General features: G+C 71.7%; 11 protein-coding genes. 8 read left to right on the forward strand and 3 right to left on the reverse strand.

Annotated elements, in window-relative coordinates; translation table 11 throughout:
* The first annotated feature begins 582 nt into the window (after positions 1-582).
* The 5 genes from AC0GKK_RS25680 to AC0GKK_RS25700 all read left to right on the forward strand — a co-directional run bounded on the left by AC0GKK_RS25680 (position 583) and on the right by AC0GKK_RS25700 (position 6,118).
* Positions 583-2,193 carry a peptide ABC transporter substrate-binding protein gene (locus AC0GKK_RS25680; protein WP_489882757.1) on the forward strand — a complete coding sequence of 537 codons (1,611 nt, stop codon included), beginning with the start codon at positions 583-585 and terminating at the stop codon, positions 2,191-2,193.
* Positions 2,194-2,288: 95 nt separating this feature from the next.
* Entirely contained in the window at positions 2,289-3,215 is a 927-nt protein-coding gene (locus AC0GKK_RS25685; protein ID WP_489882758.1) for an ABC transporter permease, read from the forward strand.
* Positions 3,208-4,146 (forward strand): ABC transporter permease, encoded by a 939-nt coding sequence (locus AC0GKK_RS25690; protein ID WP_489882759.1) that lies wholly within the window; start codon positions 3,208-3,210, stop codon positions 4,144-4,146. The genes AC0GKK_RS25685 and AC0GKK_RS25690 overlap by 8 nt, the downstream gene beginning before the upstream one ends.
* Positions 4,143-5,117: an ABC transporter ATP-binding protein gene (locus AC0GKK_RS25695; protein WP_062395892.1), complete on the forward strand. Its 975-nt coding sequence runs from the start codon at positions 4,143-4,145 to the stop codon at positions 5,115-5,117. Before AC0GKK_RS25690 ends, AC0GKK_RS25695 begins: the two co-directional genes overlap by 4 nt.
* Positions 5,114-6,118, forward strand: a complete 1,005-nt coding sequence (locus AC0GKK_RS25700) for an ABC transporter ATP-binding protein (RefSeq protein WP_062395891.1) — start codon at positions 5,114-5,116, stop codon at positions 6,116-6,118. Before AC0GKK_RS25695 ends, AC0GKK_RS25700 begins: the two co-directional genes overlap by 4 nt.
* A 57-nt stretch (positions 6,119-6,175) precedes the next feature.
* Here the strand turns inward: AC0GKK_RS25700 and AC0GKK_RS25705 are convergent, their stop codons facing one another.
* The 3 genes from AC0GKK_RS25705 to AC0GKK_RS25715 form a co-directional block, all read right to left on the reverse strand.
* Complete coding sequence (locus AC0GKK_RS25705; protein WP_405416592.1) at positions 6,176-7,444, reverse strand: HNH endonuclease; 1,269 nt, start codon at positions 7,442-7,444, stop codon at positions 6,176-6,178.
* A gap of 353 nt (positions 7,445-7,797) precedes the next feature.
* A complete protein-coding gene (locus AC0GKK_RS25710) occupies positions 7,798-8,034 on the reverse strand; it encodes a zinc ribbon domain-containing protein (RefSeq protein WP_178373496.1) in 237 nt (78 codons plus the stop codon).
* Between the two features lie 9 nt (positions 8,035-8,043).
* Positions 8,044-8,988, reverse strand: coding sequence for an NAD(P)/FAD-dependent oxidoreductase (locus tag AC0GKK_RS25715; RefSeq protein ID WP_489882760.1), 945 nt, complete (start codon positions 8,986-8,988; stop codon positions 8,044-8,046).
* 74 nt (positions 8,989-9,062) lie between these two features.
* Between AC0GKK_RS25715 and AC0GKK_RS25720 the strand changes: the two genes are divergently transcribed.
* The 3 genes from AC0GKK_RS25720 to AC0GKK_RS25730 are packed head-to-tail and all read left to right on the forward strand — an operon-like array spanning position 9,063 to position 10,689.
* The gene (locus AC0GKK_RS25720) at positions 9,063-9,824 is read left to right on the forward strand and encodes an alpha/beta hydrolase (RefSeq protein WP_208820030.1); all 762 of its coding nucleotides are present in this window, start codon (positions 9,063-9,065) and stop codon (positions 9,822-9,824) included.
* The gene (locus AC0GKK_RS25725) at positions 9,821-10,264 is read left to right on the forward strand and encodes a helix-turn-helix transcriptional regulator (RefSeq protein ID WP_073574476.1); all 444 of its coding nucleotides are present in this window, start codon (positions 9,821-9,823) and stop codon (positions 10,262-10,264) included. Before AC0GKK_RS25720 ends, AC0GKK_RS25725 begins: the two co-directional genes overlap by 4 nt.
* A gap of 5 nt (positions 10,265-10,269) precedes the next feature.
* Positions 10,270-10,689: a VOC family protein gene (locus AC0GKK_RS25730; protein WP_208820032.1), complete on the forward strand. Its 420-nt coding sequence runs from the start codon at positions 10,270-10,272 to the stop codon at positions 10,687-10,689.
* The last annotated feature ends 4 nt before the right edge of the window (positions 10,690-10,693 follow it).

Consider the following 10,693-nt stretch of genomic DNA (forward strand, 5'->3'; position numbering starts at 1 on the left):
CGGTCCCTTGTCCGGAATTGCCGGACAATGGGTCGGCGCGGTGCCGGAGTGGGTGTGCCGGGACTTGGGCGGTTACCGTCGTGATCGCGACGGCAATTCTGCGGGAAAGCCTTCGGGAATGGTGTGCGGAGCGCGGTTTCCCGTCCGACAAGTACTCCCGCGACGTGGGGAGCGGGTTCCACCTCGTGGGACGGCGCGCGTCTCGTCGTCCGGTGTCAGTGCCCCTGTGGCAGGTGCTGTCGCTGCTCACGGGCTCAGACTGACTGCCGGATGTGGCACTGGTCACACGACTGACCAGGTAATTGCGATGCGCAATGCAATGTTGCATAGCGGAAGAATGCACCGGAATGCGTCCGACCTGCGCCGATGTGTTTTCCGTGAGGATCGGGCCGGACGGGACGTCGCGATCCGCTCACCGACCGTCGCGTGCAATTCCGTGTTGCTCGGCGCAATGGCGGCGGACGCAATGGATTCGTAACCGGAGAACCGCGATGCTGTGGTTACCGTGCGACCCACCACCGAACCGCACCGGCCGCCTGCACACCACGCGGGGAGCGGCCGTCCCGGACAGACAGGACTCTGATGCGATCACCTCGAGTCGCGGCGCTGCTCGCGCTCTCCCTGACCTCCGCGCTGGTGCTCAGCGCCTGTGGCGGCGGGGGGGGCGGCACCACGGGCGACGCCCAGGGCGCCCCCACGATCTCGGTCTACGGCACCGAGCCGGAGAACGCACTGCTGCCGGGCAACACCCGTGAGGTCGGCGGCAGCAAGATCCTCGACGCGCTGTGGTCCGGCCTGGTCGACTACAACCAGCAGGGCGAGCCGGAGAACAAGGTCGCCGAGTCCATCGAGTCGACCGACTCGCAGAACTGGACGATCCGCCTGAAGGAGGGCTGGACCTTCCACGACGGCACGCCCGTCACGGCGAAGAGCTTCGTCGACGCGTGGAACTACGTCGCCCTGAAGACCAACGCGCAGTCCAGCTCGGAGTTCTTCTCCAACATCGCCGGGTTCGACCAGGTCAACCCGGACGAGGGTGAGCCCACGGCGCAGGCGATGTCGGGTCTGCAGGTCGTCGACGACCGCACCTTCACCGTCGCGCTGACCGCGCCGTCGCCGATCTTCGTGAACACCCTCGGCGACGTGGCGTTCTACCCGATGCCCGAGTCGTTCTTCGCCGACCCGGCGGCCTTCGAGGCGAACCCCGTCGGCAACGGCCCGTTCCGCTACGAGTCCCGCGTCCCCGACCAGAACGTGACCGTCACCCGCTACGAGCAGTGGGGCGGCGAGCAGCCGGTCTCCGTCGGCGGCGTCGAGTTCCGCTTCTACGCCGACAGCGAGGCCGCCTATCAGGACGTCGTCAGCGGCAACCTGGACTTCCTCGAGTCGATCCCGGGCTCGTTCCTGATCGACAACCTGTACCAGCAGGACCTGGCCGACCGGAACGGCAACCAGCCCTACGCCGGCATCAACACGATGACCTTCCCGATCTACGACCAGCGCTACGCCGACCCACAGCTGCGGCAGGCGATCTCCATGGCCGTCGACCGGCAGGCGATCATCGACAACGTCTACAACGGACTCGTCCAGCCGGCCACCGGGTTCATCCCGGAGGGCGTGCCCGGCAAGGTCGACGACCAGTGCGGTGAGCTGTGCACCTCCTCCCCCGAGCGGGCCAAGCAGCAGTTCGACGCCTCCGGCTTCACCGGCCCGATCGAGCTGATCTCGAACGTCGACTCGGCGATCAACCGCGAGTGGATGCAGGCCGCCTGCGTCAGCATCAGCAACACCCTCGGCGTGCCCTGCAACTTCGTCCCGGTCCCGACCTTCTCGGAGTTCCTGGACCAGCGCCGGGCCGAGAACCTGACCGGGATCTTCCGCTCCGGCTGGGTCGCCTCGACCCCGACCATGGAGTACGTGCTGCGCCCGCAGTACACGACGGGAGCGGCGAACAACAACAGCGGCTACACCAACCCGCGCTTCGACGCCCTGGTGAACCAGGGGTCGACCGCGGCCACCGCCGAGGAGGCCTACGCGCTGTGGGCCGAGGCCGAGCGCGTCCTCATCCAGGACATGCCCGCCGTCGCGATCAACGACCAGTCCGCGCAGTTCGGCTGGTCGCCGCGTCTGCAGAACGTCGAGCTGACCTACGGTCGTGAGCTGGACCTGGAGAGCGTGACCGTCCAGGAGTGACGCCGTCCCACCACCACACCGGCGGCCGGGCGACCCCCGGCCGCCGGTGCACGTGCCCGGCGCGAACCGCCGGACCCCGAACCCGGAGGTGACCCGTGGGGCGCTATGTCCTGCGACGACTCCTGCAACTCGTGCCGGTGTTCCTCGGCACCACGTTCCTCATCTACTTCATGGTCTGGGCGCTGCCCGGCGACCCGCTCGCCGGCAAGTGCGGTGACCAGGCCTGCCCGCCCGCGTTCATCGAGCGCATGCGCGAGGAGTACGGGCTCGACCAGTCGATCTTCGTCCAGTACGTCACGTACCTGGGCAACCTGCTGCAGGGCGACTTCGGCGAGAACTTCCGCGGCCAGGAGGTCGCGACGCTGATCGCGAACGCCTACCCGGTCACGATCAAGCTCGCGGTCGTCGCGCTGGTCATCCAGGCGATCATCGGCCTGACCGCGGGCGTGCTCACCGGGCTGCGGCCCGGCGGGTTCCTCGACAACGTCGTGCTCACCGCGACCCTGTTCCTGGTCGCCGTGCCCGTCTTCGTCACCGGCTACGTGCTGCAGTCGGTCCTCGGGCTGCGGCTGGGCCTGATCCCGCCGACCGTCCCGGCGAACCCCGGGTTCCTGGACCTGGTCGTGCCCGGTTACGTGCTCGGCAGCCTGTCGCTGGCCTACGTGGCCCGGCTGACCCGGACGTCGATCGCGGAGAACCTGCGCGCCGACTACGTCCGCACCGCGACCGCGAAGGGCCTGACCCGGCGTCGTGTCGTCGGGGTCCACCTGACCCGCAACTCGGCGATCCCGGTGATCACCTTCCTCGGCGCGGACTTCGGCACGCTCATGGGCGGGGCGATCGTCACCGAGGGCATCTTCAACATCCGCGGGATCGGTGGGCTCATCTTCGGCTCCATCCAACGGCTCGACGGGGTGGTCGTCACCGGCGTCGTCGTCCTGCTGGTGATCGTCTACCTGCTCGCGAACCTCGTCGTGGACGTCACCTACGCGCTGCTCGACCCGAGGATCCGCCTTGACTGACCCCACCACCGCCACCGCCGAAACGCCCGTCGCCACCGCCGGCCGCGCCGAGGCGACGGCCCGCACCCGCAGCCTCAGCGGCGACGCCTGGCACGACCTGCGTCGTCGCCCGCTGTTCCTCGTCGCGGCGGGCCTCATCACGTTCCTGCTGGTCATGGCCGCGTTCCCGCAGCTGTTCACCTCGGTCGACCCCACCCTCGGCGACCTGTCCCGGGCCCGCGAGGACCCGTCGGCCCAGGCCTGGTTCGGCTACGACCACCTCGGCCGCGACGTCTACGCGCGCACCGTCTACGGCACCCGCGTCTCGATCGTCGTCGGGGTGCTGGCGACGACGGCGGTCGTAGTAGTCGGCGCCGTCATGGGCCTGATCGCCGGGTTCGCCGGCGGCTGGGTCGACTCGCTGCTCGCCCGCGTCGCCGACGTCTTCTTCGGCGTGCCGTTCATCCTCGGCGCGATCGTCGTGCTCTCCACCTTCCGGGCGTCGGTCGGGCAGAGCGTGATCGGCATCAGCGGCCTGGTGATCGGCACGATCGGGCTGCTGTCCTGGCCGATCGTCATGCGGATCATGCGGTCCGCCGCGATCGCCGCCCGCAGCCAGGACTATGTCAAGGCCGCCCGCGCGCTCGGTGCGAGCCCGTGGCGGATCATCCGGCGGCACATGCTGCCCAACACCATCGCCCCGGTGATGGTGTATGCGACGATCGCGCTCGGTGCGTTCATCGGGGCCGAGGCTACGTTGTCGTTCCTCGGCGTCGGCCTGCGCGACCCCGTCGTCTCGTGGGGCGTGATGATCAGCGAGGCGCAGAGCTACCTGCGGACCTCGCCGCACCTGCTCCTGTTCCCCGGCGCGTTCCTCGTCGTCACCGTGCTGGCCTTCGTGCTGCTCGGCGACGCCGTGCGCGACGCGTTCGACCCGAAGGGCCGGTCATGACCCCGCTGCTCGAGGTGGAGGACCTGCACGTCGAGTTCCGCACCCGCGACGGCGTCGCCCGGGTGCTGAACGGCGTCGGCTACCAGGTGCACGCGGGGGAGACCCTCGCCGTCCTGGGGGAGTCGGGGTCGGGCAAGTCGGTCACCGCGAACACGGTGATGGGCATCCTGCCGACCCCGCCCGCGACCGTCACCGCGGGCTCGGTCCGCTACCGCGGCGAGGAGCTGCTCACCGCGACCGAGGAACGGCGCCGCGAGCTGCGCGGCGAGAACGTCGCGATGATCTTCCAGGACGCGCTGTCGGCGTTGAACCCGGTGTTCACCGTCGGGTTCCAGATCGGGGAGCAGCTGCGGACGCGGCGTGGGATGAGCAAGCGCGACGCGCGGGCCCGCGCCGTCGAGCTGCTCGACCTCGTCGGGATCCCCGGGGCGGCGCAGCGGGTCACGAACTTCCCGCACGAGTTCTCCGGCGGGATGCGCCAGCGCGTCATGATCGCGATGTCGCTGGCGCTGGACCCGGACGTGCTCATCGCCGACGAGCCGACGACCGCGCTCGACGTCACCGTGCAGGCCCAGATCATGGACCTGCTCGCCGAGATCCAGCGCGAACGGGAGATGGGGCTGGTCCTCATCACCCACGACCTCGGCGTCGTCGCGGAGGTCGCCGACCGGATCGCGGTGATGTACGCGGGCCGAATCGTCGAGCAGGGCGACGTGCACCAGCTCTTCGCGAACCCGGCCCACCCGTACACCGAGGCGCTGCTCGCGTCGATCCCGCGGCTCGACAGCAAGGGCACCGAGCTGCGGGCGATCACCGGGCTCCCGCCGACGCTCACCGCCATCCCCGACGGCTGCCCGTTCCACCCGCGCTGCCCGCGCGCGGTGGAGCGCTGCCTCGGCACCGACCCGCCGCTGATCCCGCTGCCCGGAGCGCGGGCGTCGGCGTGCCTGTTCGCGGAGGACCTCGTATGAGCGAGCCCGTTCTCGAGGTCGACGACCTCGTCAAGCACTTCCCGGTGAAGGTCGGCGCGGTCGTCAAGCGCACCGTCGGCCACGTGCGCGCCGTCGACGGCGTCTCGTTCGCGCTGAACAAGGGCGAGACGCTGGGCATCGTCGGCGAGTCCGGCTGCGGGAAGTCGACCCTGGCCCAGGTGCTGATGCGGCTGGAGCCGCCGACGTCGGGCTCGGTGCGCTTCCACGGCGAGGACATCTTCGCCCGCCGCGGAGCGGAGCTGCGGGCGCTGCGCCGGCAGATGCAGATCGTGCTGCAGGACCCGTACACGTCGCTGAACCCGCGGATGACGGTCGCCGACATCGTCGGGGAGCCGTTCGAGATCCACCCCGAGGTCGCGCCGAAGGGGGAGCGACGGGCGAAGGTGCAGGAGCTGCTCGACGTCGTCGGGCTCAACCCCGACTTCGTCAACCGCTACCCGCACCAGTTCTCCGGCGGGCAGCGGCAGCGCATCGGGATCGCCCGCGCGCTCGCGCTGCGCCCGGAGATCATCGTGTGCGACGAGCCGGTGTCCGCGCTCGACGTGTCCATCCAGGCGCAGGTGATGAACCTGCTCGGGAACCTGCAGCGCGAGTTCGGGCTGTCCTACATCTTCATCGCCCACGACCTGTCCGTCGTGCGGCACCTGTCGGACCGGGTCGGCGTGATGTACCTGGGCAAGATGGTGGAGCTCGGGACCGAGCAGGAGATCTACACCCGGGCGTCGCACCCGTACACCCAGGCGCTGCTCTCCGCGGTGCCGGTGCCCGACCCGTCGGTCCGGGAGGGGCGCAAGCGGATCCGGCTCACCGGTGACGTCCCGAGCCCGGTGGACCCGCCGAGCGGCTGCCGGTTCCGGACGCGCTGCTGGAAGGCCACCGACATCTGCGCGACCGAGGAGCCGCCCCTGGTGACGCGGCCGGGTGGGCACCATCCGAGCGCGTGCCACCACGCCAGCGAGGAGTACCTGCTGCCGACCTGAGGCGCCTCGTGTCCGCCCGGTGCCGCGGACACCGGGCCGGCACCGGGTACGCCGCGATCAGTCCGGACCGCGGTAGGTGTGCCCGGTCGGAGTGGTGGTGACGACGGCCCCGTCGGGGGCCCGAGCCACGTGCCAGCCGGGTTGTTCGCGGACGTGGTTGTGGAACTCGCACACCCCGCGCCCGTTGTCCAGTTCGGTGCGCCCGCCGTCGGCATCTCGCTGGATGTGGTCGAGGTGGCGGACGGGAGCGTCACAGTAGGGCTCGGTGCACCGGTTCCCGGCGCGTGCCTTGACCAGGGTGGCGAGCAGGCCGGTGAAGGTGCGCTGTCGGGAGTCGCCGCCGATGACGATGCCCTGGTCGGTGAGCAGTCTGCGCAGGGACTTGGTGCCCTCGGAGGTGGCGAGCAGGTCGGCCGGGACCGGTCCGAGGCCGGGGATCTCGGCGGGGAGCGGGGAGGTGGGGTTGAGCAGTGCCTGCACGGGCACGGTGACCTGGACTTCGAGGTTCACCGCGGTCGCGGTGGCCTGGCCGGTGACCCGCTCGACGAGGGTGTCGGCCATGACCTGTCCGCGGGTGCGGGGCAGGGGTTCGGGGTCGATCTGGATCTCGACGAAGGTCTTCTGCAGCGCGGCCAGGCACGCGGCGCCCTGTTCGACCGGCACGTAGGCGGTCAGATAGCTCATCGCATCCGGCGCCGGGCGCAGGGTGACCCGGCGTTCGGCCTTGGCGGCGTGGACGCGGACGCGGAATCGGTCGGGGGCGATCTCGGCGACCAGACGCCGCGTCATCGCCCGCAGGCGCCCGATCCCGTACCGGGTCAGGTCGCGGACGGCGGCGAGCCGGGAGTCGACCCGCGCCCGCTGAGCTGTGTTGAGGTCGCGGCACTCGACAGCGATCGCGGAGACCTTCGCTGCGCTGAGTTCACCGGCGATGTGCAGGCCGCGGATCCGGTCGAGCCCGGAGTGCAGGTCACGGGCGTCGGCCACCCGGGTGCGGGCCTCGGTGGTGGAGACCCGGCAGGCGAGCTGGATCTGGGCGACGACGCTGCGGTGGATCTTGTCGAAGTCGGTCCGGTCGTCGACGCGGTGGCTGTCGACATGCGCCTGGGCGAAGCCACGGATCCGCGTTGACTGCAGTGCGGAGAGGGAGGCCTGGAGCGATTCGACCTCCTGGATCTGGTCGATCAACTCCGACTCGGACAACGCGCAGGTGTCGGCGCTGAGGGCTTGTTCGACGTGGAACCGGAGCAGGGTGAGGTCACCGGAGGGGAACCCGTCGCCGGGCACGCCGGTGGCATGGGCGGGTGGCTCCTGAATCGCGGTCACGCCACCCATGGTACTCGAACTGATGTTCGAGCACCAAGTTTCCGTTCGCAATTGCGAACTCCCGAGCTGCGACGACGGTCCTGCCTCGGGTTGCGGCCTCGGTGTGGACGGCTGACGACCGGGCCGGCCCGCGGATCTCGCAACGGGACCGCTGCCGGGTCCAGGTGGGCGAGTGGTGCTGCGTCTCGCCTACCGGTGGACGGGCCCCTCGCTGTCGCCTCGGACGTGGACCGCCGGCGTGAGGCGCGTGTGACCGGCGGACAGCGTGTCGACCGGTGCGTCCACCCGTGCGGCCGGATGCGGAGCGGCATGGCGGTAGAGGAGTGCCGCACTGCCGCGGGGGAGGGCGCTCCTCAGACCCGCGCGCCGTGCCGACGGGCGTCGTCGCGGGACAGGGTCCGTCCCGCCCCGCACACGGGACACCGCATCTCGTAGCGGCTGCGCAGCGGCAGCACCGGCACGAAGAACAGCGTGAACCGGGTCCTCCGGTGCACCGCGGGCTGCGGACCCGCGTGACCGCAGGTCCCGCAGCCCAGCGCGACCAGGCCCAGCGGGCGCTCCTTGCGGGACAGCCCGAAGATGACCAGCACGCCCCCAGGTTAGAGGCGTGCCACCTCCCGCAGCGCGGCGAGCGCCCCGGCCTCGACGAGGTCGGCGTTGATCGCGGCCCCCGCGAACGCCCCCGCGGCCGCCGCGGCCCCCACCTGCGCGCTCAGGTCGGTGATGTTGCCCGCGACCCACACGCCCTCGACCGTGCTGCGGCCCGTCGCGTCGGCGACGAGGTGCTGCCCCATCCCGCTCGGGTGCTCGGCCGGGACCAGGCCCAGCTCGGCGAGGAAGCCGGCGCGGGCCTCCATCCGGGGCGCCACCGCGACGACCTCGCGCGCCAGCACGCCGGTCGGCGTGACCAGCCCGGTGATCGCGCCGCCGGACCGCACGACCTCGCTCACCGGCCCGTCGACGACGGCGATGCCGAGCGCGTCGAAGCGTTCCCGCTGCTCCGTGGTCGGTCCCGTCGAGTGCGACACGTAGACCACGTCCGCGCTGAGCTGCCGGAACAGCAGCGCCTGGTGCGCGGAGCCGGGGGAGGTCCCGAGCACCGCGATCGGGCGGTCGCGCACCTCGTAGCCGTGGCAGTAGGGGCAGTGGACGACGTCGGCGCCCCACCCCTGCGCGAGTCCCGGCACGTCGGGCAGCACGTCGACCAGTCCGGTCGTGACGAGCAGTCGCCGGGCGTCGAGGGTGGCGCCGTCGGCGAGGGTCACGGTGAAGCCGTCCCCGGTGCGGCGGGCGCCGACGACCTCGCCGTCGACGAGCGTGCCGCCGTAGCGGCAGACCTCCCCGCGGCCGGTCGCGAGCAGCTCGGCCGGGGCGACGCCGTCGCGGGCGAACAGGCCGTGCGCGGCGGCGGCCGGGGCGTTGCGGGGCGAGCCGGAGTCGACGACGACCACCGACCGCAGGGAGCGGGCGAGCATCATGGCCCCGTTGAGTCCGGCCGGGCCGCCACCGATCACGACGACGTCGTGGCGCTGTGCTGTGTCCATGTCCCCAGCCTGACGAGCGACCGCACGTAACGGCAAGTTCCCTTGCCGAACCGGCAAACGTGCAGAATGGGTGCATGTCCCTGTACGTGCACCACGCCGGCGACCCCGCCGGGCCGCCGGTCCTCGCGGTCCACGGCGTGACCGGCCACGGTCTGCGCTGGCGGCCGCTGTTCGCGGCGCTGCCCCGGCTGCGCTGGATCGCCGTCGACGTCCGCGGGCACGGGCGGTCGCCGTGGGCGCCGCCGTGGAACCTGGAACGCCACGTCGCCGACCTGGTGGAGGTGCTGGACGCCGAGGGCGTCGGGCGCGCCGCCGTCGTCGGGCACTCCTTCGGCGGCGCCGTCGCCACGCACCTCGCGCGCACCGCTCCCGACCGCGTCGACCGGCTCGCGCTGCTCGACCCCGCACTCGGGCTGGACCCGCAGGACATGCTCGACGCGGCCGAGGACACCCGCGCCGACGTCACGTTCCCGACCCGCGACGCCGCACGCGCGGCCAAGGCCGGGAGCTGGGCCGACGTCCCCGGCGCGCTCGTCGACGCCGAGGTGGACGAGCACCTCGAACAGCGCGACGGCGCCTGGCGCTGGCGCCTGAGCCAGGCGTCCCTGGTGGCCGCGTGGGCGGAGATGGCGCGCCCGGCGGTCGTCCCACCGGCGGGTCTGCCGACGCTGGTCGTCCCCGCCGGCCGGGCCGACTACGTCTCCGACGACTGGCTCGCCGCCTGCCGCGCCGCGCTCGGCGCGGACCTGACCGTCGCCCCCGTCGACGCGGGCCACATGGTCTACCTGGAACGCCCGGCCGAGGTGGCGGCGCTGCTGCGGGAGTTCCTCGGGTGAGCGACCGCGACGACGGGCACCTGCGCGAGCTCGTCCGGCTCCGCCGGGTCCGGGACCGGATCGACCGCGAGTACGCGCGTCCGCTCGACGTCGCCGAGCTCGCCCGCGCCGAGCACGTGTCGGCCGGGCACCTGTCGCGGGCGTTCCGCAGGGCCTACGGCGAGTCGCCCTACAGCTACCTCATGACCCGGCGGATCGAACGTGCGATGGCGCTGCTGCGACGCGGCGACCTCACCGTCACCGAGGTCTGCTTCGCCGTCGGCTGCTCCTCGCTCGGCACGTTCAGCACCCGCTTCACCGAGCTCGTCGGGATGCCGCCGTCGGCGTACAAGCGCGCCGCCCGGGACGGCACACCGGGGCTCCCGGCGTGCGTCGCCAAACAGGTCACCCGACCGGTCAGGAATCGAGAAGCACCGGGACCCGCGACCTCCCTAGCGTGAGCGTCATGACCGAACCCGCCATCACCATCCACGCCGGATTCCTCCCGCACACCGACCCCGAGGCCTCCCTCGCCTTCTACCGCGACGGCCTGGGCTTCGAGGTCCGCCTCGACGTCGGCCAGGGCACCATGCGCTGGCTCACCGTCGGTCCGCCCGGGCAGCCCGACGTCTCGATCGTCCTCGCCCCGCCCGCGGTGGACCCCGGCGTCACCGACGACGAGCGCCGCACCATCACCGAGATGATGGCCAAGGGCACCTACACCGCCGTGCTGCTCGCCAGTAACGACCTCGACGCCGCGTTCGACAGGCTCCAGGCGAGCGGGGCCGAGGTCGTCCAGGAACCGGTCGACCAGCCTTACGGGGTGCGCGACTGTGCCTTCCGCGACCCCGCGGGCACGATGGTCCGCATCCAGCAGCGGCCCTGAGACG

Source organism: Pseudonocardia sp. P-1, assembly GCF_058111925.1.

Excerpts from the sequence above, each read along its gene's own strand:
- AC0GKK_RS25700 (WP_062395891.1), top strand. The coding sequence starts at position 5,114 with ATGAGCGAGCCCGTTCTCGAGGTCGACGACCTCGTCAAGCACTTCCCG.
- AC0GKK_RS25720 (WP_208820030.1), top strand. The coding sequence starts at position 9,063 with ATGTCCCTGTACGTGCACCACGCCGGCGACCCCGCCGGGCCGCCGGTC.
- AC0GKK_RS25695 (WP_062395892.1), top strand. The coding sequence starts at position 4,143 with ATGACCCCGCTGCTCGAGGTGGAGGACCTGCACGTCGAGTTCCGCACC.
- AC0GKK_RS25680 (WP_489882757.1), top strand. The coding sequence starts at position 583 with ATGCGATCACCTCGAGTCGCGGCGCTGCTCGCGCTCTCCCTGACCTCC.
- AC0GKK_RS25715 (WP_489882760.1), bottom strand. The coding sequence starts at position 8,988 with ATGGACACAGCACAGCGCCACGACGTCGTCGTGATCGGTGGCGGCCCG.
- AC0GKK_RS25730 (WP_208820032.1), top strand. The coding sequence starts at position 10,270 with ATGACCGAACCCGCCATCACCATCCACGCCGGATTCCTCCCGCACACC.